The sequence below is a fragment of the Thermodesulforhabdaceae bacterium genome (assembly GCA_037482015.1).
Classification (GTDB): domain Bacteria; phylum Desulfobacterota; class Syntrophobacteria; order Syntrophobacterales; family Thermodesulforhabdaceae; genus JAOACS01.
The window spans coordinates 780737-802771 of record JBBFKT010000001.1; the positions used below are offsets into that span (position 1 = coordinate 780737).

A 22035-nucleotide genomic window follows, 5' to 3' on the forward strand; every position below is an offset into this window, starting at 1 on the left:
GGGTGAAAGGAGTCGAAGATGGAACAGGGAACCGATGGAAAGAAATATTTAAAGAAGTTCGGACGGCCTGTGGCTATAGGGATTGTAGCAGCTGTTGTTTTGGTGGTTATAGTGTTTTTTGCCCAGAGCCGTATGGAATCGTTAAAAGGTAAGTTAAGTACAGCCCCGACTGCTCAGACTCAAGCCCCCAAGCCAGCCGAAATTCAAAAACCTGGAACTCCTGAAGCATCCGAGACTAAAGAACCGCAGATCGGTGAAATTCGAAAAGGTCCTTCATATCCTGCTCCGGTCTATACTCTACCAGGCTCCAAAACTCAAAAGAACCAAAGAGGGCCGGTTCAACAAAAAATAGAACCGTCGGTTCCCGGGGCTGTGGAAAAACCCTCTCCCGGGGAAGCCTTAAGAGGCGTGGAAGAAAAGAAAGAGATTGTTCCTGAAAAACCTGCGGTTCCGGGAGTTCCATCACCAAAAGAGATTTCTCCCCGTCTCCCTGCTGTTACAGCGCTACATGAAGGTAAACCAGGGGAACACGTTGGTTTACCGGAAATTGATCCCATCCCGGGTGTTACCTTCGTGGAAGTAATGATTCGCCTTATGGAACATGAACTAAAGGGACGTTTTCTTGGATGGCGACCTAATGATTTGATAATTGGTCGGTTTACTGACAATATTAATAACTACCAACTCGGGGTTCTGGAGGCTATACGCTTTACCACTCTTCGGCTTAAGGACAGCCTTACTCGAATGGGTGAAGCAGACGCCTATGATCGGGACCTTCAGGATGGTCTTAACCTTTTTATGAATAAGCCAACTCTGTTTTGGTTTCCATCAGCAGAGGCATCTTACGGGGAGGCGGTGGGGCATTTAAAACGATTCCTGGAAAAGCTTAAGCGAGGAGAAGCCAGGTTTTACTACCGGGTCGATAACCTGATATCTCTTATCGTCTCTTACAACGACCTGTTGGGCAATGTTAATAGAACTCTAATTATGGATCGGCATCCGGATGGACGTTCTGTGAGCTGGTTTGAAGTGGACGACTATTTTTACTACGCTAAAGGTGTGGCTCACGTGATGTTTGAAATTCTCAAAGTTGTGAGAGTAGGCTTTAAAGAACAGCTTGCGATTATAAACGCCACTGAAATTATGGACGAAATCCTTTATGAGCTTTCTCGTGCGGAAAAGATAGATCCGTGGATCATCTTGGATTCTGATCTTGATGGATTGTTTGCAAACCATCGAGCTAACCTTAATGCTCCGCTTAGCGAAGTGGCTCATTTGATGACGGTTATGAGCAGGTTCTAAGATAAGTTGGTTAATGGACGAAGGGTAGGGGAGAGATGGATGTTACCAGAGGCAAAGTAAGAATCCATCTGCTCCTCCCTAACACTGATGTGTCCCTATTCTCCTGATCCTTTATTCAGTTCAGGGGGCGATTTGGTAGATGATGAGGTTTTACTTCTTGTTAAGAATTTAAGATTTAGAGGGTGTTTCTAACTTAACAGTGTCTTGTCTTCTTTAAAACCTGAACAAAAAATCTATTTTGGACCTGAGGAGCTAAAATGAAGATAGCAATTCTGAGCACCTGCGCACGGAGAACACCACCTCTTCACTATGGCCCATGGGAACAGTTTGTTTCTCTCCTTACAGAAGGGCTGGTGGAGAGAGGCTTTGATGTTACGCTCTTTGCTACAAAAAATTCGGTTACTAAGGCAAAACTTGAAGCTGTTATTGAAAGAGGTTACGAGGAAGATGAAGAAATAGACCCAAAGGTGGCAGAATATCTCCACATCTCTAATCTAATGGAAAAAGCAGATAATTTTGACATCATCCACAACAATTTCGATTTTCCCCCTCTTTGCTACTCTGACCTCATAAGCACCCCAATTGTAACTACTATTCACGGATTTTCTTCAAAGAAGATCCTTCCCGTCTATAAAAAATACAACGGGAAGACCTTTTACGTAGCAATAAGTGAAGCCGATAAAAATCCCGAACTGGACTACATTGCAACAATCTACCTTGGTATAGACCTTTCTGAATTTACATTCAGCGATAAAGCTGGTGAGTATTTGCTTTTCTTTGGAGGAATCCATCGTGAAAAGGGCACGGCAGAAGCTATAGAAATTGCAAAGAGAGTCGGCATGCCCTTGATAATTGCGGGAATTATCCAGGATGAGGAGTATTTTGAAAAAAGGGTTCTTCCTCACATAGACGGAGAAAAAGTAAGATATATCGGGAACGTAGGTTTTCCTGAAAAAGCAAAACTTCTTTCCTCTGCTTACGCTCTCCTTCATCCTGTAAATTTCGAAGAGCCCTTTGGGGTCAGCATCATTGAAAGCCTTGCTTCAGGCACTCCTGTGGTTGCCTTTAGAAGAGGAGCTATCCCGGAGATCATAATCCACGAAGAAACGGGCTTTATTGTTGAAAATGTGGATGAGGCAATGGATGCGGTGAAAAGGATCCCCCAGATCAGAAGAACTCGCTGCAGGTCTCATGTGGAAGAAAAATTTACGAAAGACAGGATGGTTGAGAAATATATAGAAGTTTATAAAAAGATTGCCGACGGAAGTTTGGGCAAAGGACAGCGAGGCTTTAGACCCTGGGGTAGATACATCGTTCTCAAGGAAGGGGAAGGATACAAAGTAAAGAGAATAGAAGTAAAAGAAGGATGCAGGCTTAGCTACCAGAGACACAAGAGAAGATCGGAACACTGGTATATTGTTGAAGGAAGGGCTGCTTGCACCCTTGATGGAAAGGAAATTCTTCTTTCCGTAGGCGAGTCAATAGACATTCCCCCCTTTGCTTTCCACAGAATAGAAGCGAGAGAGGGAAATGTTGTTTTCATTGAAATTCAGAGAGGAGATTACCTTGGAGAGGACGACATAGAGAGAGTGGAGGATGATTTCGGAAGAATTTAAGCTCGAGTTGAACTATCTACCAAGAAATTCCTTTATCGTTTATTTCCTTAGGTAACCAAAGTTTCTGTGCCCAGACTCTGTGTCTCTGTGTTGAGATTAATTTGTCTTATGAATATTGACCACTGTTTACCCTCTTTGATATGAATTTCCCGTGAACTACTCAGGTGCTCCATGAAGGAGCATAATAGGGAACCTCGTGAAAGTCGAGGGCGAGCCCATCGCTGTGATCGGGGACGAAGGTTGCAAGATAAGCCACTTTCCTATTAATCGGGAAGGGAAGGCGCAGCCGGAGGATGATCCGAGAGCCAGAAGACCTGCCTGAGTAGGCTGTAGCTAGGGCGGGGGGAGAAAAGCCCTAACTGCGATAAATAAAACCATCCGAGGATAAAAAGGGAAATCCCGGATCATGGGCATGATTCGGGATTTTTTGTTTTAGAGGAGACAAATCATGAGACCTTACAGACTTTGTTATTTTTCCGCAACCGCCACGGATATACCTTCCCTGAGCGAGGGAGTGAGACGGTTCAAAGCCTTCGGAGGAAAGATAGATGTTTATGCCAGAACTCAGGGACAACTCCTCACCCAGTCCGCAAGGGAAGCCTTCATTCGCAACGCTTTAGATGCCGATGCAGTTATAATAACTTTTCATGGAGGGACGGCTTCTTTCCCTGCCTTTCCTATTTTCGCCGAGGCCTTCTCCGAAGGTCGATCCTATGGTCAACGTCCTTACCTTCATCTACAACCCGTAGGAGGAATGGACGAAGATGCCATGGAAGCTGCAAGAAAATTTTCCACAGACTTTGGAAACCCCACCTGGGATACCGTAAATTTATACCTGAACTATGGCGGCGCCTTTAACATAGAAGAACTTCTAAAATTCCTTCACAATCGGCTTTTCGGAACAGATCTTCCATGCTCACCACCTGTTCGCCCGCCAGAAGAGGGCATTTATCACCCTGATTTTCCAGGTGTTACATCTCTCGAGGATTATCTTGATGTTGTCAGAGGGTGTTTCAGGTTCTCTCCCGAGTTTACCGTTGGACTGTGGTTTTATCAAAGTTACTGGCTTAATGGTAACCTTGAGTTTGTCGATGCTATCATCAGATCTGCCGAGGCTCACGGTGCTGTAGTGATACCCGTTTTTCACCTTCGGTATCGTGATAAAGAGCGTGGAAATCGTGGAGCCAAGGAAGTAGCAGAAATGTTTTTTATGGACGGCGACCGTCCGCGCATTGATGTGCTTATAAATCCTCTTCTTTTCTCCTTAACACTTGCGTCACCTGACCATCGCTCCATCCTCCCTCAGCTTAATGTTCCCTGCATCCAGGCAATTACTTCCATGGCACCTTTTTCCTTCTGGAAGGAGTCTCTTCAGGGACTTTCCATAATGGACGTTGCTTATTCTGTGGCTCAGCCTGAGTTTGATGGAACTCTTATAACGGTTCCCGTAGCCACGAGAGAAGAAGAATCTATTGATCCCATCACAGGTGCAGCTATTGTTAAATTCAAGCCCATACCTGATCGGGTTGATAAATTGGTGAGGCTAGCTCTTAATTGGGCTCGTCTTAAAAAGACTCCTGTAGAAGAACGTCGGGTCGCCATAGTATTTCACAACTATCCTCCCAGAAACGATAGAATAGGGTGTGCTGCAGGACTCGATAGCTTTGCAAGCGTTAAAAAACTTCTCGATCGAATGAAGGAATCCGGCTACAGAATTGATCGCACCTATTCTGATGGCGATGAACTGGCTCAGGAACTCCTTTCTCGTATGACATGCGACCAGCGATGGCTTCCTATAGAGGAGATGGCACGAAGAGCCGAAGCTTTTGGTAATTCGGAGGATATAAGCCGCTGGCACAGCGAGCTTCCCCTATCCGTTAAGGAAAAGATGCGTTCCGATTGGGGCAATCCTCCAGGTGATCTGTTTGTGCATGGGGGCAAGATGTATTTCTCTGGATTAATCAACGGAAATGTCTTTATTACAATTCAGCCACCTCGGGGCAGATTGGAAAACATTGAGAAAATATACCATAGTCCGGATCTTTCTCCGCCGCACCACTACCTGGCTCACTACCGCTGGATACGGGATATCTTTGGAGCTCACGCTGTTGTGCATGTTGGAAAACATGGGTCTCTCGAGTGGCTACCTGGAAAGTCTGTTGGGCTTTCTGGAGAATGCTATCCTGATCTCGCCATAATGGAACTTCCCAATGTTTATCCATACATAATTAACGATCCCGGCGAAGGAACTCAGGCGAAACGACGTTCTTACGCTTGCATAATTGACCATCTAACACCGTCTATGACCAACGCTGATCTTTACGACGATCTTGCAAAAATTCAGGAACTCGTGGCGGACTATCAAATTGCCTCAACGGAAGATCCAGCTAAGCAGGAAGTCCTTCGTCCCATGATATGGGATGCTGTAGAGAAAGCCCATCTGGAAAAGGATCTCGCCATAACAAAAGAAGAAGCCTTCAGGGATTTTGACGGCTTCCTCGAAAAGCTTCACGCTTATCTCGGTGAACTGAGCGATACAATGATCAACGACGGGCTTCACGTGATGGGGGTTCCTCCTGAAGGAGATCGACTTGCAGAGTTTCTCGTTCAGCTTACTCGTCTTCCAAACGGTGATGTACCATCTCTCAGGGAATCGATTATTTCTTTTTTTGGCTTTGATTACGACGATGTTTTAGAAAACCGAGGTAAACGTCTCGGGCGCTTTGGCGGAAAGACCGGGGCCGAGATTTTACGCATTGCTCATGAAAAAGCCCTTGAATTGGTTCGTCGGCTTCAAGTTGAGGATTTTTCTCTTGAAGCTGTTCCCAGGGTTACCACTCAGGTTCTTGGAAAGCGAGTTTCTCAAGTTGAAGCTGTGCTTTCTTACATAGCCGGGACTTTGGTTGATAATGTTCGAGCCTGCCGCGAGGAGATTAATTCATGTCTTAGTGCTTTTTCTGGAGGCTTTGTGCTTCCTGGACCTTCGGGAGCGCCAACTCGAGGTCAGGCAGACATACTTCCCACGGGAAGAAATTTTTATTCAGTTGATCCTAACAAGATCCCAACTCCGGCAGCCTGGGAAGTTGGTGTTAGACTGGGAAAAGCTCTGCTGGAACGCTGCCTTAAGGAAAAAGGAAACTACCCCGAAAGCGTGGGTATTCTGGTTTTTGCTACTTCTACGATGAGGACAAGAGGGGACGATATTGCGGAAATCTTTTATCTTATGGGCGTGAAACCGGTGTGGCAGAAGGGAAGCGGAAATGTGATAGGGCTTGAGGTAATACCTCTCGAGGAACTGGGGCGCCCGAGAATCGACGTGGTTCCAAGAATAAGTGGGCTTTTCAGAGATACCTTTCCAAACCTTGTTGAACGAATAGATGAAGCTGTTCAGATGGTAGCAACTCTTAAGGAGACAGCGGAATCGAACTTTCTGTTGAGGCATGTTGAGCAAGATATGAGAGAATATCTCGCAAGGGGCATGAATCGTGATGAAGCCTTTCGTGAGGCCACGCTCAGAGTGTTCGGTTGTCCTCCCGGAACTTATGGAGCTGGAGTGGCGGAACTTATCGAGTCTAAGATGTGGAAAACTCAGGAAGATTTGGGAAATATCTACATCAGGTATTCTTCTCATGCTTATGGTAGAGGTGTCTATGGCAAAGCCAGGCAGGAGACCTTCCGAAAAGTATTGTCTCGGGTTGATACAACGGTAAAGAATGAAGATTCTCGGGAATACGATATGATGTCCTGTACTGATTATTACAACTATTATGGCGGACTTATAGCAGCGGTGAAGACTGTTAGAGGATTCCTGCCGTTTGCTACCATGGGAGATAGCGCTGATCCAAGGCGCATTAAGATTAGAACTACTCAGGAAGAAGCAAAACATGTGCTGAGATCCAGACTTGTTAATCCTAAATGGCTCGAAGGAATGAAGCGGCATGGCTTCAAGGGGGCCGGCGACATTTCTCACGTGGTTGATATTGTTTTTGGGTGGGATGCTACTGCGGAAGTTATGGAAGACTGGATGTATGAAGAAATTGCAAGAACCTATGCTTTGGATCCAGCTATGCGTGAGTGGATGAAGAGAGTAAGCCCTTTTGCGCTCCAGAATATCCTGGATAAATTACTTGAGGCTATTGCTAGAAATATGTGGAAGGCATCGCCGGAAATGGAAGAGAAGCTAAGGGAGATTTTGCTCGAGATGGAGGGCGAGATAGAAGAATGGAGTGATCGTAGTGAATAAATTTTTTGTCTATCTCTCGCACTTTTAAATTTGGGTCATTATTTTTTACTTGCCATACGATATAAAAGTATAGAAAAAAGCGTGTTCGTTAATTTTGGTGTGCGGGAGGTAGCGGTTCGAATGAAGATTAGAAAGATGGTCTTAGGTGTTTTGACGGTTTTCGCGTTAATCCTTTGCCAGACACTTCAAGGATGGGGAGTATCGAAAGCCGAGGAACTTTATGAGAAAGCACAAGTAGAATCTTTTATGTTTAAAAAGCTCGCCATATACGATGAAGCCATTGCCATGGACAAAAATATGCTGGAGGCTCGTAGAGATAGAGCCTTTATACTATACTACCAGGGCAAGTATCCAGAGGTTGTAGAGGACTTAACGGTGTGCATCGAAAATGGGCTGGACGGAAGTGAGATTCGTTCTATGCGAGCCAAGGCGCTTATAGCTATTAAGAAATATTATGAAGCTCTGGATGATCTTTCAATAGCGCTTGATCTGGATAATCAAAACAGAGAAGCTCGATTGAACAGGGCTATTGCTAGCGCACGTCTTGGGAAATACGACAATGCTATAAGTGATCTGAAAATGCTGCTTAGAGAAAATCATCATGACAGAATTTCCAGCCAGGCTTATAGGCTTATGGGCGAGATACTTCTGGCTAGAGGTGAAAACGAAGTAGCAAGAGAATATTTTGCCAAAGCTGGCAGATGGGACAGTGTTTTAGGTATTAGCTTTCCTGGGGGCATGTATAACGCGAAAATCCTTAGCCTGATGGGCATGATAGGCCTTGTGGTTTCCTTCGCCGCTCTCATTTTCAAGGTTGATCTGCCTGCTCCAAGGCGCCCTAGAAAACGTTAAGCGGATTTAATTATTCGGGAGCGTGTTGTGCTGTGTATTACTGATTAAGAAGTCATGTGTGTTCTCAAAAAGCAGCACGTCACGCTTCTACTTTTTCGAACAGCCCTGGGCAAATAACTTGACGAATTTCAAGATTGTGTGGTAAGAGCAACCTTACCTGGCAGTTAGGAGAGATGGCCGAGTAGGTCGAAGGCGCTCGCCTGCTAAGCGAGTGTCCCGCCCAAAGCGGGACCGTGGGTTCGAATCCCACTCTCTCCGCCATCTGATATTGAAACCATCCCCTAACCCCATAGATTTTAGAAAGGTTTCTTTAAGTATGGAGATGTTTTCAATCCTTATCCTTAAGTTTAAGTATTTCATGAGTTTAAAAAGCTTAAGGAGTCCAATATGTTTAGCCTATGTTATACTTGTGGAAGCTGTGATGCCGAATGCCCAATAAACAGGCGAAGTAAGCAGCTTTCTCCAAGAAAAATTGTTAGATTTCATCTGTTAGGATACGACGATGAAGCATCCATCCTTCCGGAACTTTGGTATTGTGTTCGATGCGGTCGATGTGGAAGAGGATGTCCTATGGGGGTTAAGCCTTTTGAAGTTATTGAGAAGTTAAAATATCATCTAGCTGAGAAAAAATCTCACAGGATCGGGCGACTATATCTTTCCATAAGAGATCTTAAGATAAGGTTACAAAAGGCAAGGTATTGGCTCATAGAAGGTGTGTTTCGAGAGGAAAAAATTTCCCCTGTTGATGTATGGAATCAAGCTGAAAGTAAAACCAATCTGGTCAGTGAAGGGTTTATGGATGTTCAGGAATTTTATCCACCGAGATCTTCACTGGAGCGGTTGTTCCTGAAATATTTCGACTTTTCAACAAATCTAAGGCGCTGTTTTGCCTGTGGCTCTTGCACAAACGCCTGTCCTGTTTCGGCAAAAACCTGGATTTTAAGTCCTTTTAGAGTTTTTAGAATGGTCAGATGGGGGCTGATAAGGGAAGCGGCTTCAGAACCAGGTATATGGCTTTGCATAGATTGTGGACGATGTGCGGATGTTTGTCCTCAAAAGGTAAATGGGTTTTGGATAATGAAACTTCTTAGAGAATATGCAGTAGCGGAGAAGATTGTGGATAATAATTCTGTTCGCCGATGGGAATTTCTGGACGGGGAACTCTACAGAATATATCATAAAAATATAGTTGAGCTTTTTAGTGAGTAGGCCAGATGTTGGGCAAGAACGAATGGTATAACAATTTTCAGGAGGGCTGTTATGGCTATAATAACCATTTCCCGGGGATCCTACAGTCACGGAAAAGAAATTGCTGAGAAAGTGGGGCAGAAGCTTGGGTATGAGGTTATTTCTAGAGAAGTCCTAATTGAAGCTTCCAGACAGTTTAATGTTCCTGAGGTAAAACTTATTCATGCTATCAAAGATGCTCCATCTTGGCTTGATAGTATCACTTACGGGAGAGAGAAATACATAGCTTATATTCAAGCGGCGATCCTTAGACATTTTAAGAGGGACAATGTTGTTTATCATGGTTTTGCAGGTCACTTCTTTGTGAAAAATGTTCCTCACGTTCTCAAAGTAAGAATCATAGCTGACATGGAGGAGAGAATAAAACTGGTTATGGAAAGGGATGGAGTTTCCCGAGATGAAGCCATTAAACAGCTAACGAAGATTGATGAAGAAAGGAGAAAATGGAGCCAAAGACTTTATGGCATTGATACATTCGATCCACACCTTTACGATCTTGTTATCAGAATAAAAAAGCTCAAAGTGGACGATGCTGTGGATATTATTTGCCATACTGTGTCTATGGACGCTTTTAAGACGACGCCAGAATCACAGATGATGATGGATAATCTGGTTATGGCAGCAGATATAAAGGCTGCTATTGTCCATCTTCGTCCCGACGCAGAAGTTAACTATGAAAGCGGAGTAGCTACGGTGCATACAACTTTGCCTCTGGAAGTAGATGAAACCGATCTGAAACGCCAACTTGAAGAAACTTGCCTTAAAATTCCTGGAGTGAGAGAAGTCAGGATTCGTATATCTCCAGCAACTATATTTAAGAGATAACAACGTAATTAAAATAAGCCTTGAAAGTTTTCTGCTGGCGGCGGTTTAACGATAAAGATGGCGGAGGGAGTAGGATTCGAACCCACGGTCCCGCTTCCACGGGACAACGGTTTTCAAGACCGCCGCCTTAAACCACTCGGCCATCCCTCCGGACTGAAAACTCGTCGCTGTTCATGATTAACTTAGAACAGGACAGGTTGTTTAATAATTTAAAACTCACCGAAAGTCAATCCCATCCAAAAAGGGACTTTCTAAAGCTCTCTTTTCGATTCTTTTCAAGTATCATCCCATCCGGGTGGTTGTTCTTAGAAACCTTAAGGAGTTTCATCGAGTTTTCCCATTTTTCCGATTACGCCGTGGTAAAAACCTTTCAGAGTGTATTTAAGATTCTCAAGTCGTGGTTTCACAAATAATGGGAAGCCAAATAGATATCTAAAGGATCTCAAAAATATTGAACATCTAAATTGTAAGTCCAGATTATCATTCCTAAAGGAAAGAAAAACCGCATTTCTCGTTATATAGTAGGAACGGGTAGGAGATCTTTGATACACAAACCTCCACATGACTTTGGCGGCACTGTCTCCTAATCTGTGTTGGACCGTCACATCTGCGTTGCCGACGATTTTATATCCCTTTTTTATTGCTCTCCAGCACCATTCCATATCTATCCAGTCTATGAATAACTTTTCCATCATCAACCCTACATCATTTAAACATGTTGCGTTTATAATAGTGCCAGAAGATATTAAGTGAAAAACTTCGTGTTTTCCGAAAGCAGGATATATTTTTTTGAAACCGAATTTACTTCTTATAACAAAACCCTCTAGTTTACCGGTGTGCATGTTTACAAATAATGGCCCAGCTGCGGCCACATTTTTTTCTTTAAAACATTCCATCATTTTTTCCACGAAATCAGATGGATAAACTGTATCTTGATCGGAAATCAGTATATAATCTATTTTTTCTTCTAACGCTTTTTTTATTCCAACGTTCTGAGCACAAGCTATTCCACGATTTGTTCCTAGATAAATTATTTCCAGATTTTCATGGTTATTGAAGATTTTTGGTTTTAAGTAGCTATTTGGAGTATTATCGACTACATATAATTTCCGACATTGGTGTATTAAACTTTCGATGCAGTTTCTAAAAACTTCGAGATCTGGCTTATAGGTTACAATTATGGCTCCTACTTTTGGCGGTTTTTTTTCTTTTTCCATGTCTTACTTTATTTAAAACTTTGAGTGATTGATTATCAGGTTCTTCAAACATACCAAAAATACGATCTGGAACACAATCGGAAAATCATTTGTTGATGACAAAGAGCACCAATAGGTTCTACCGGATATCAGTCCTAAAAGGGAGACAGGTAGAGCACGTTACAACTTGGCCTTACATATAGTGGGAATTTGCTAACAACATTCTTATGAACTAAGGATGTTCAGAAGAGACCGCCATGATAACCATGGCGGTTTCCCTATCTTAGGGGCATATCACAATGACATATCATGCTCCTACTCATGAGGCGCTACTTTGACGATCTTGTTCCGACGTTCTCAAAACGTGGGGGCAAAAAGATCCTAAATAAGGGTAATTTTTGAATAACCTCTTTTGAGCTTGCTGTTTTTATTCGTCTAAATTAAAATGTCAATCTCATAATTACATTGATTAACTCATTTCCCTTGGCTAACTTTCTGTCTCGGTTGCTCTTATGCTCCAGCAAAATCCAAGAAGTGGTCATCTGGTTTTAGGTTAAAAAACTTTGGTAAGTGTTAAACACAGAAGAGGAGGATATCAAATGGGAAAAAGATTTTTATTTATTCTGGGCGTTTTTTCGCTTGTTTTTACTAGCTTTGTTTATGGGGCTGAAATGAACTTAAAAGAAGGGCTTTGGGAGATAACAGTCCAGGTCAGTTCCCCTGACATGCCAATGCAAATGCCAGCTCAAAAGTTTACTCAATGTATCACGAAAGATAACTCCATTCCTGAAGCTGAAATGGAAAAAAATAAAGATTGTAAGATTGAACAAAAAAACATTTCGGGCGATACGGTAAGCTGGAAGTTGGTTTGTCAAGATGGTGAAGAAAAAATTGTAAGTGAAGGAAAGGTAACATATAAGGGCGATACCTTTGTCGGTGAGTCTGTAACAAAGACATCGGATGGAATGGAAATGCGCCAAAAGATGACCGGAAAATGGATAGGAAAATGTTCAAATTAAAAATATTGTTTTTGGGAACCATATTTATTCTGGTATGCCTGCATCTCACGGTTAATCCTGGCTTTGCTCAGGAGGATGCTTACACCCCGCCCAAGGGAAGCCAGGAAAGAAAAGCCATTCTGGATGCTTTAAGGGATACCCTTAAAACCTTTGATGTCGGAAAAGTCGTTTTCGTGGTCAGACATCTCAAAGTTAAGAATAGCTGGGCATGGGTTGAGACATACCCTCAGAGTCCTGACGGTGCTAGTAAATATGAACCTGTGGATGCTCTTCTGCATAAAGAAGGGAACAATTGGGTTGTTAAGGCTATGCGTCCATGCTGCGGAGAATGTGCCGATGACCCAGAATGTGAAGACATAAAAAGATATTATCGAAAGCTCATGAGGGAGTTTCCATCTGTCCCTAAAGAGATATTTCCTTGGTAGAAAAAAGATGGACTGTCTCCATTCCTTTGTATGTATATGTAAAGGAGGAGTTTAGCAAACGTCGATCAAAGAGAAGTTGGAGCGACTTAAGCCAACCCTGTTCAAAGATGATTTGGACCATCTTTCCCATTACTTCTTCTTTAGAACCTAGAGTCTAAATTGTTTATAGATGTCTTCAAAAACTTCTAAATCAGATTCTCGAATATCAAGGCCAAGATGACAGAATTTGTCAGTATAAGCACTTGCTAGATTTCGCCAAACAAACATGGGAGGTAGATAGTTCGGTTGACGGGCAAGCTGACCCGGATTGTGATGGGCATCGAAATGGTTCAGTTCTTTTTTTATCGTGTTTTATACTCTTATATCTGAGAGACGATACAATGCGGTGTTGCCGTGTAGTCTGCTAAAGTAATACAGATATCTGAAGGGATCTGAATAATAGTATAGTCCCTGAACCTTTCTTTAAATAAGGAAAGAATTTCATTATCTTGAGGGATACCAAAGGAGGGTAAAAGAATTTTGCCTTCCATTAGGATAAAACCTAGGTAATCTCCAAAGGCATTATTGATATTTGGAGGTTCAGGCAGATCTATAGAAATAAAATCATCAGAATACACAGAGGGATCGATAAACGGATCAAAGATGGAATCGTATAAAAAAGTATTCTCCACAAATCGGAAAGATCCATCTATATGACCTGTGAAATCCCCTGGATAAGGCATAATATGGAGAGAGATATCTGATATAATGCTGTCTAAGTAGTTCCTTATTCCTTCATAACCACATATACTATTGTGGACGAGAGCCTTAGAAGAGATTAAGCAGATTCTATCATTATAGGATACAGAACCTCCATCAAGATTAATACCAGGTCTATATTCCACAGATCCTCTGCTTCGGAGATAAGGAACTAAAACATCTCTCTGAAAAAGATCTATTTTCTTTCTCATACGGCGGGTTTCATAACTTTCTTTCATAGAGTTTACACAAAAGACAATGTTGTTATTAAGGTCGTGACATAAAAATGTATAGAACCAATCTCTAATCCAGGGAGTAGGTGATTGAAATGGAAGAGTTTGAAAGCTAATTCCATTTGCTTTTAAGAAGGATATAAAAGAGCCAATCGCTTTAGATACTTCTGGATAAAGAGAAGAATCTGCCAAAATCAAAGTCTTAGTCTTATGCTCAGGAATTAGTCTCATAAGTTACACATCCTAAAGTAGAGAGGAATTTGATGAATAACCAAGAACCAATCTCTTTCATTCCTTCCACCTTTTAGGGTCTCTTCAATTCAACTATCAACTTTAGTTCCGGCGAAATTATCAAATCGGTTCAGAGAAAAAAGTAGTTCCTGAAGGCAGCAAGAGAATGTTCTTCGTCTTCTGAGAACATGCCGTCTTGAAGGGTTGATGAAAACAGCAACCTACTAGGCTTTTGTCAACAGTTCCATCAGAGATTGGCCATTGATATAAGAATTAAAAGCGATGTTTTTAGCTGTCTCTTGCGGTGTTCGTAAATCAGATTGAGTTATAGCGAACTTAGCCGCAGTCTAAATAATACGAGCCGAACCTTCTTCATAAGGTCGCTTGCACTCCTTGTGAGCACTGCGTAAATAGCTAGTATCGTTACCGCAAAACTTACATTTTCCCAAGTTTTACCTCCTGCAGAGAACATTAAAGCTCTCGTGATCAAGGCGAAGCGGTGTAAATTCGAATGAATCGGTCGCCGAGGACGGTGACCATCCCAATATTTTAGGGCCGTCTTGGGAGGGACGGCGTCCTCGCCGTCCGTTTCTAGTGCGCCTGTGCCGGGCGCACCAAATTAAATGGGCGACCCATGCGTTGCCCCTACATGAGCCTGAAAGGGTGACGGTGGTGAACCGGAGATAACGATAACCGTCCCGTAGGGGCAGGCCTTGTGCCTGTCCAATCCCAGGGCCTTGTGCCTGCCCGATTACGGGGCAACCACAAGAGGTCGCCCCTACACTTCTCGAACCGCCCAGTGCGGACCCGCATGCCGGGGGGTGTGGGAGGGAATCGGTCAAACTGACCGCCCCTTATCCCAATATCCGGTGAATCACATATTGAGTCGTTTATTAGCTGCCTATTTTTTGTTCAGACTTGATTGTTTCTTTCCAATGAATTTCTTTTGCTTTATAGTATTACCTTTAATAAAGACAGGTTAAGCGATTGCTGTAAAAATTTAACTTTTTAGCAGGTCAGATGAACAAAAGGAGGCAGCGAAGTGCCAAGAATAGATGACTACCGAGAGGCTTTAAGAATTGCTAAGGAAAACATCCTGAAACAAGATCTTTCAGAAATTGCTGAAAAAGCCGGTGGTGAATTTGAAGAAAATGAAGAAGAAAAAATTATAAGGTTCAGTTTTTTCACGGATCCCTGTCTTTTAAGGGTTAAAGGTGGAGATGTAAGTATAGAACTGGGCATCGAGGGGAAGGAATTATCCCTTACAGATCAAGTTCTTGTTGCTCATTATTTGCTTGGAGCATCCGGAGAGAAAGAAACGGGTGAGTGGATCACCTTTAGAGACATACCCGATGGACATTTTTACTACGACGCTTTCCTTAGAAGGGCTCGCGATCCCTTTTTGAAAACTTTTGGTGAAAAGCTCCAACTTTACGAACGAGTGGCGCCAATGATTGGAGGGGTGCCGGTTGAAGGAATTGGCGATGTGGCTTTCGATTTTCGGGTATTTCCTAGAATAACTCTGAGAATTATACTCTGGAAGGGGGATGATGAATTTCCCCCGGAGGCTAGCATCCTCTTTGATAAGAACATTCAACTCTACTTGTCCGTAGAAGATATTGCTTATCTTAGCGGGGGGGTAGTTTACCGAATGATGGGTATTGCAAGATCTTTTTCTCAATAATCTCCAGGAAGGAGGCACAGCAAGATGAAAATCGCTGTAAGTGGCAAAGGCGGAGTAGGGAAGACTACTCTAGCTGCTTTTCTTGCAAAATGGCTTGGTCGAAATGGATTTGCAGTGCTTGCTATTGATGCCGATCCAGATGCCAATCTTGCTAATGCTCTTGGTTGTCCCAACGCCGATTCTATTAGCCCAATTGCTGAGATGAAAGATCTTATCTATGAACGCACAGAAGCTATGCCTGGAGGGTTTGGTGGCTTCTTCAAGATGAACCCGAAGGTGGATGATCTACCCGATAAGATTGCTGTGTCCTGCGGGGATAACGTAAGGCTTATGGTTATGGGAGGAGTTAAAAAAGGTGGTATGGGATGTGTTTGCCCTGAAAGCGTGCTTTTGAAAAATCTAGTCCATCACCTCGTCCTTCGTCACAATGAAGCTGTAATCATGGACATGGAAGCTGGTATAGAGCACCTGGGGCGAGGCACAGCAAGAGGCGTAACAGCTTTTATAGTTGTGGTTGAACCAGGTAAGCGTAGTATCGAGACAGCTTACAGGATTCGAGAGCTGGCAAGCGATATTGGGCTTGAACGAATATTTATAGTTGGTAATAAGATAAGAAGTGAACGGGATAAGGAATTTCTCGTTAAAGGGCTCAGCGAGTTTTCTTTCTTGGGATTTATTCCCTATGATGATGCTCTCATTGAAGCTGACATGAAAGGAGCTTTTCCTGAAGATGTGTCGGCCTATACGAGAGCCGCTTTCGAAAGCATAGGGGAAAAGTTACTTAAATTTAACCAGGAGAAGGAATGAAAAAAGGTGAATTCAGTATGTTATCTTGAACCGTCCATAGTAGACGTTCAAAGCCGACCGGATACTAGAAACGTTGCAATTGATAAAGTAGGTGTTAAAAATGTTCGGTATCCGCTTACGGTGCTCGATAAGCACAACGGCTTCCAGAATACTGTGGGGTCGATTAACATGTATGTTAACCTTCCCCGACGGTTTAAAGGCACCCACATGAGCAGGTTTATTGAAATTCTGAACGAATTCCATGGAAATTTTGATATTCGTAATCTTTCAAAAATTCTTGATACTATTAGAAAAAAACTTGATGCTGAATCAGCTCATGTGGAGATTGCCTTCCCTTACTTCATCAGAAAGCTGTCGCCTGTAACAAGGTCCCCTGGTCTAATGGAATATGGGTGCCGTGTTATTGGATCCATTGATCAGCATAACGGTTATGATTTGATTGTGGAAGTTATCGTTCCGATCACAACAGTCTGTCCCTGCTCAAAGGAGATTAGCGCCTACGGGGCTCACAACCAAAGAGGTTTGGTGAGGCTTGCCGTCAGATATGAGAAATTTATGTGGATTGAAGATCTTATCGCTATTGTTGAATCTTGCGCATCTTGCGATGTCTATTCGGTGCTTAAGCGAGTTGATGAAAAGTATGTTACGGAGAAAGCCTATGAAAATGCAAAATTCGTTGAAGATGTAGTAAGAGATATTGCTCTCCAGATGCAGAACAATCCAAACATCACTTGGTTTGCCGTGGATGTGGAAAACTTTGAATCCATCCATAACCATAGTGCCTATGCCTACATAGAAAGAACTAAAAAACGGTGTGAATAGTATGACTCAGAATAAGTCCCAATGGGAAACCCTGGATGAAATTGATAAGGCTTTCTCAGATCCTTCTTTTTATCCCCACGAAATAAAAAAAATCGACCGTAAGGAGACCCATATCTCCCTTGTGTTTTTAACCGGTAGGTGGGTTTATAAAATAAAAAAGCCCGTGGATTTTGGTTTCCTTAATTACACGACACTGGATTTGAGAAAGCACTACTGCCATCGAGAAGTGGAGCTTAATAAAAGACTTTCTGATGATGTTTACGACACCGTAGTGGAGATCTGTCGGGATCCTGAAACGGGGAAACTCACCTTAGAACGCCAATGTAATAGCCCGGTCGAATACGCCGTTAGAATGCGAGAACTTCCCGATAATGCCTGTTTTAGGCGGCTCATTGAACGGGGGGAGGTTACTTCAAACCACATTCAGTCCATAGCAAGAAGACTGGCGGATTTCTACTCTTCAGGGTTTGTCCTTCCTGATAAGCTGGCTTTGTATGGCGGAATTGAATATGTTCGCTTCAATACCTACGAAAATTTCAAACAACTGGAGCCCTTTGCTCAGGAAATAGGCGGGAAGAGCTTTCTCCAGTGGATGAAAAATCTAACTTACAGGTTTACTGTCCTGTCCAGGAATCTTTTCGATGAGCGACTGAGGAAGGGTTTTGTAAAAGATGGGCATGGCGATCTGAGAGCTGATCATATTTATTTCTACCGAGGCGTTCATATTATAGACTGCATTGAGTTCAATAATAGATTTAGATACGGTGACGTAGCCGCCGATCTCGCCTTTCTTTTCATGGATCTTCTGAGACTTGGCTATCCCGATTATGCCTATCGAATTATCGACGAGTATGTCAGGGTGAGTGGAGACTTTCAGTTGTGGTTTCTTTTCGATTTCTACACAGCATATCGAGCTGTAGTGAGGGCCAAGGTAGCTTGCCTTGAAACTCTTAGCCATCCGAGCGATGCAGAACAAAATTGCCGCTGTTTTGACGGGGCTCGACGATTCATGAACCTGGGAGCAATCCATACGGTAGCTTATGGGATTCCCACAGCTTGGGTTTTTATGGGACCTCCGGCATCCGGAAAGTCCAGACTAGGCAAAAGGGTGGCTCAACTTGGGCATATGCTTTACATCTCGTCAGATCAGCTTCGCCGCCAGATTTTTCCTGATGCAAATCGCTCTCCCTTCGGGCAGGGAGCATACGCTAAAGAGGCTAGAGATGTAGTTTACGAAAGAATTTTCGAAGATGCTTCTAAGGCTGTAAAGAGTGGGCGATCAGTGGTTATAGATGCTACGTTCTCATCGTCCAAGTGGAGAAAAGCGCTTCTTGGGGCGTTGCTCGACTATCCCGTTCATGTGGTGTTTGTGGAAACTACGGCAGATAAGGCCACCTTGGCGGAAAGGCTTAGAAGTCGAGAATATTCTTCGGATACAGGTGAAAGCGATGCAAGAATTGAACATCTTGAGCGGTTTCTTGAAACCTACGAACCTCCTCATGAGCTAAGAGCCGATATGCATGTGCTGGTCAACACAACCGTGGACGACGAAAACCAATCTCTTCTGAAACTACTTTCGGAAGCTATTAAAAAAAGAATACTTCAGGCCAGAAGCATTAAACCTTACGGAGGCGAAGATGAAAGACCAACTAGAAGTATCTGGAGAATTGTACCAAAAGAGCGAGAGAATATTGACTATAGAATTAGGTGGCGTAAGGGTATTTTGCCTGTTCTTATAATCGCCCCTCACGGAGGATTTATAGAACCTGGAACATCCATCATAGCTGAAGCTATCGCGGGAGAAAAATATTGGTTTTACGCCTTTGAAGGTATTAAACCCTCGGGAAACATGAGCCTTCATGTGTCGAGTAATTTGTTCGACGAGGATAGATTCCTCGATATTTCTTCTCAAGTAGTTTGGACTTTGTCAGTTCACGGCTATGCGTCCCCTGAAGAAACCATATTTGTCGGTGGGCGCGATGCTGTAGGGTGTGAAGAAATAAGCGAGATTTTAAGAGAATCCGGGTTTGATGCTGTTGCAACCTGTCCTAAAGGTATTCGAGGCACAAACCCAAGGAATATTGTTAACAGAAACTTATCGAGCACAGGTGTGCAACTAGAAATTAGTAGGGGAATGCGGAACCATGTTATAGACGGGAATGAAAAAGGACAGCGGTTTTTGGAAGCTTTAAGAACGGCTGTGGAACTTACCACTCGAAGGTTTCTTAGCAAGTAATCTTACTTGGAAGAAAGGGCAAACACTTTGAAAAATAAGACATTTAGCCTAACACTTTTATTGATTATAGTTTTTTGTGAAGCTATAGCCTGGGCTCAACAAAATCCACCTGCAGAAGAGACTCAGCCCAGCAAAGCTGTCCAACAGGATCTAGTGGTGGAGAATAACCTTTTTTCGCCGACAAGAACTCCACCATCTACCAGTAAACAGCATGATAATGCTACTACTCAGATTTCACCGAGTGATCTTCAGCTCGATGGAGTAATACTTACGAAGGATAAGAAACGAGCCATTTTCAAAGTAAATCCAAATATCCTGGGAGATGAAAAAGCCAAGAAAAATCCTTATGTTACGGTTCCTGAAGGGGGGCAGATCGGCTCTTATAAGATTATATCTGTTCAAAAAAATCAGGTTATAGCTGACCAGAATGGACAGCAAGTAGTAATACCCCTAATAAAGACCGGTAAGGCTCCTTCGCCTATTACCGTGCATCTTCCTACAGTTTCGTTATCGCCTGCAACTCCAACACAATCAGCTAAACAACCTCCCGCACCACAGCCTCCAGCGGGAGCTGGTCATCCATCTCCAAAAGGAACAACTCCAGCAGAACCAGCACCAGGAGAGCAGATTCAGCCCCAATCGCAACCTTTGCCATCTCCTTTCCAAGGTGGTCAAGCCGAGGTAGAAGAAGTTTCGACTCAACCTCCATTGCCTGCCCCTGAGGATTTTGAAAAGCTGAGCCCTGAGCAAAAAGAAGAAGTGATTAAAAAAATGCAAAGCACCATGGAGCGTAAAATCAAGAGCAATATTCAAAAGTAACATTTCTAGAGTGGTATAGGGTAACGGAATGATCCAGGTTAGATATCCCTTCATTACATTGACTCATAACGGTTTTTTCCTTGATGTGTTAATTCAACCTAGATCTTCTCGAGACGAATTAGCCGGGATTCACGATAACTGTCTCAAAATTCGCCTTACTGCCCCTCCCGTGGATGGGGCTGCAAATAAAGCCTGTATTGAATTCATAGCAAAAATTTTGGGTGTAAGTCGATCCAGGATCACTATTGTTAGCGGTCACAGTAGCCGCAAAAAGAGATTGTTTGTTGAGGTGGCAGAACCCGGCAAATTGATTGAAACTCTTCCATTGTGATTTTATTAAGTATATCAATTTGATTGGTTTTTACTTGTAGAACTAGGAAAGACCAGGTTTCTAACAAGTCTCGGGGAGGGGATGTTTTTAGCCATCTATCGTAAAGTCTTTTCGAATTTTATTTGATCAATCGAAATAGATTTGTTAAAGGCATTCTTACGGGTTAGGGTTTCATATTAAAAGCATCTAAGGGAGGCGGTTATGAGAGAAGCTGTTATTGTTAGCGCAGTTCGCACGCCCATAGGGAATTTTAACGGCACACTTTCTTCGATTGGAGCTACTCAGCTTGGAGCTATTGTTATTGAGGAAGCTATAAAGCGAGCTGGGATTCCCAAAGAAGAAGTTAATGAAGTGATTATGGGACAGGTTCTTCCATGCGGATATGGACAGAACCCGGCAAAACAGGCAGCGGTTAAAGCTAACATGCCCTGGGAAGTGGAATGCCTGACCATCAATAAGGTGTGTGGTTCGGGACTTAAAGCCGTGATGCTTGCTGCTCAGGCTATACAGGTTGGGGACGCTGATGTGGTGGTGGCTGGCGGAATGGAAAACATGAGCATGGCTCCATATTATCTTGAAAAAGCCCGTTTTGGCTACCGTATGGGTGATGCCAAGCTGATTGATCATATGATTCACGACGGATTGTGGGATATCGTTAATGACTTCCACATGGGTATATCAAACGAACTTTGTTCTGAAAAATACGGCGTATCCAGAGAAGATCAGGATCGCTATGCGGCTGAATCTTACCGTCGATCTCTCGAAGCCATTAAAGCCGGCAAATTCAAGGACGAAATAGTGCCGGTAGTAATACCCCAGAAGAAGGGAGATCCCATAGTTTTCGATACGGACGAGTGCCCTCGAGAAACCCCCTATGAAGTGCTAGCAAAAATGAAACCTGCTTTTAAGGAAGGAGGAGTTACCACAGCCGGCAATGCGTCTATCATAAGCGACGGAGCTGCAGCCGTTGTGGTGATGGCTCGAGAAAAAGCAGAAAAACTTGGATGTAAAATCATGGCTACTATTGGCGCTCAGGCTTCCGCCGGTATAGACATGAAGTATGTGCTCGTTGCCCCTATATGGGCTATACCCAAGTGCTTGAAAAAGGAAGGAATTGGTCTTGGCGACGTGGATCTTTATGAAGTCAACGAAGCCTTTAGTGGATCTACCGTAGCAGTGTTGAAGGAACTTGGATTGGATCACAATAAGGTTAACGTTAATGGTGGAAGTGTGGCTTTAGGTCATCCGATCGGGGCTAGCGGAGCCAGAGTGCTTGTAACCCTACTTTACGAAATGATCCGCCAGGACAAAAAGTTTGGACTTGCTTCTCTTTGTCTTGGAGGGGGAGAAGCTGTCGCTATGGTCGTAAAACGTTAGTAGAGGATTTTTTTAACCGAGGGAGGGAACA

General features: G+C 43.3%; 17 protein-coding genes, 2 tRNA genes and 1 riboswitch. Of the genes, 16 read left to right on the forward strand and 3 right to left on the reverse strand.

The window, feature by feature from the left end; genetic code table 11:
• Positions 1-18: 18 nt before the first annotated feature.
• The 7 genes from WHS38_03660 to WHS38_03690 all read left to right on the forward strand — a co-directional run bounded on the left by WHS38_03660 (position 19) and on the right by WHS38_03690 (position 10086).
• Positions 19-1302 (forward strand): DUF2333 family protein, encoded by a 1284-nt coding sequence (locus tag WHS38_03660; GenBank protein MEJ5300065.1) that lies wholly within the window; start codon positions 19-21, stop codon positions 1300-1302.
• A 257-nt stretch (positions 1303-1559) separates the two neighbouring features.
• On the forward strand, positions 1560-2918 hold the full coding sequence (locus WHS38_03665) for a glycosyltransferase (GenBank protein ID MEJ5300066.1): 1359 nt from the start codon (positions 1560-1562) through the stop codon (positions 2916-2918).
• Positions 2919-3063: 145 nt separating this feature from the next.
• Positions 3064-3255: riboswitch (cobalamin riboswitch) on the forward strand.
• Positions 3256-3366: 111 nt separating this feature from the next.
• On the forward strand, positions 3367-7161 hold the full coding sequence (gene cobN, locus WHS38_03670) for a cobaltochelatase subunit CobN (protein ID MEJ5300067.1): 3795 nt from the start codon (positions 3367-3369) through the stop codon (positions 7159-7161).
• A gap of 120 nt (positions 7162-7281) precedes the next feature.
• On the forward strand, positions 7282-8013 hold the full coding sequence (locus WHS38_03675) for a hypothetical protein (protein MEJ5300068.1): 732 nt from the start codon (positions 7282-7284) through the stop codon (positions 8011-8013).
• 167 nt (positions 8014-8180) lie between these two features.
• Positions 8181-8274, forward strand: a tRNA-Ser gene (locus WHS38_03680).
• A 126-nt stretch (positions 8275-8400) separates the two neighbouring features.
• Positions 8401-9222, forward strand: a complete 822-nt coding sequence (locus WHS38_03685) for a 4Fe-4S dicluster domain-containing protein (protein ID MEJ5300069.1) — start codon at positions 8401-8403, stop codon at positions 9220-9222.
• A gap of 51 nt (positions 9223-9273) precedes the next feature.
• On the forward strand, positions 9274-10086 hold the full coding sequence (locus WHS38_03690) for a cytidylate kinase-like family protein (GenBank protein ID MEJ5300070.1): 813 nt from the start codon (positions 9274-9276) through the stop codon (positions 10084-10086).
• Between the two features lie 58 nt (positions 10087-10144).
• Here WHS38_03690 and WHS38_03695 read toward each other — a convergent pair.
• Together WHS38_03695 and WHS38_03700 are read right to left on the reverse strand one after the other, a co-directional pair.
• A tRNA-Ser gene (locus WHS38_03695) sits at positions 10145-10236 on the reverse strand.
• Positions 10237-10400: 164 nt separating this feature from the next.
• On the reverse strand, positions 10401-11303 hold the full coding sequence (locus WHS38_03700; GenBank protein MEJ5300071.1) for a glycosyltransferase family 2 protein: 903 nt from the start codon (positions 11301-11303) through the stop codon (positions 10401-10403).
• A gap of 578 nt (positions 11304-11881) precedes the next feature.
• Between WHS38_03700 and WHS38_03705 the strand changes: the two genes are divergently transcribed.
• Both WHS38_03705 and WHS38_03710 read left to right on the forward strand, forming a co-directional pair.
• Complete coding sequence (locus WHS38_03705) at positions 11882-12301, forward strand: DUF3617 family protein (GenBank protein MEJ5300072.1); 420 nt, start codon at positions 11882-11884, stop codon at positions 12299-12301.
• Positions 12277-12726, forward strand: a complete 450-nt coding sequence (locus tag WHS38_03710) for a hypothetical protein (protein MEJ5300073.1) — start codon at positions 12277-12279, stop codon at positions 12724-12726. The genes WHS38_03705 and WHS38_03710 overlap by 25 nt, the downstream gene beginning before the upstream one ends.
• Before the next feature lie 359 nt (positions 12727-13085).
• On the opposite strand, the gene WHS38_03715 is transcribed toward WHS38_03710, so the two are convergent.
• Entirely contained in the window at positions 13086-13928 is an 843-nt protein-coding gene (locus tag WHS38_03715; protein ID MEJ5300074.1) for a hypothetical protein, read from the reverse strand.
• Positions 13929-14970: 1042 nt separating this feature from the next.
• On the opposite strand from WHS38_03715, the gene WHS38_03720 reads away from it, so the two are divergent.
• The 7 genes from WHS38_03720 to WHS38_03750 all read left to right on the forward strand — a co-directional run bounded on the left by WHS38_03720 (position 14971) and on the right by WHS38_03750 (position 22004).
• Positions 14971-15612, forward strand: coding sequence for a DUF3786 domain-containing protein (locus tag WHS38_03720; protein MEJ5300075.1), 642 nt, complete (start codon positions 14971-14973; stop codon positions 15610-15612).
• Positions 15613-15636: 24 nt separating this feature from the next.
• The gene (locus WHS38_03725) at positions 15637-16419 is read left to right on the forward strand and encodes an ArsA-related P-loop ATPase (GenBank protein ID MEJ5300076.1); all 783 of its coding nucleotides are present in this window, start codon (positions 15637-15639) and stop codon (positions 16417-16419) included.
• A gap of 6 nt (positions 16420-16425) precedes the next feature.
• Positions 16426-17241, forward strand: coding sequence for a GTP cyclohydrolase FolE2 (folE2, locus tag WHS38_03730; protein ID MEJ5300077.1), 816 nt, complete (start codon positions 16426-16428; stop codon positions 17239-17241).
• Between the two features lies 1 nt (position 17242).
• A complete protein-coding gene (locus tag WHS38_03735) occupies positions 17243-19477 on the forward strand; it encodes a poly-gamma-glutamate hydrolase family protein (GenBank protein MEJ5300078.1) in 2235 nt (744 codons plus the stop codon).
• A gap of 27 nt (positions 19478-19504) precedes the next feature.
• Positions 19505-20296 carry a hypothetical protein gene (locus WHS38_03740; protein MEJ5300079.1) on the forward strand — a complete coding sequence of 264 codons (792 nt, stop codon included), beginning with the start codon at positions 19505-19507 and terminating at the stop codon, positions 20294-20296.
• A gap of 28 nt (positions 20297-20324) precedes the next feature.
• Positions 20325-20627 (forward strand): DUF167 domain-containing protein, encoded by a 303-nt coding sequence (locus WHS38_03745; GenBank protein MEJ5300080.1) that lies wholly within the window; start codon positions 20325-20327, stop codon positions 20625-20627.
• 201 nt (positions 20628-20828) lie between these two features.
• Complete coding sequence (locus WHS38_03750; protein ID MEJ5300081.1) at positions 20829-22004, forward strand: acetyl-CoA C-acetyltransferase; 1176 nt, start codon at positions 20829-20831, stop codon at positions 22002-22004.
• Positions 22005-22035 lie beyond the last annotated feature (31 nt).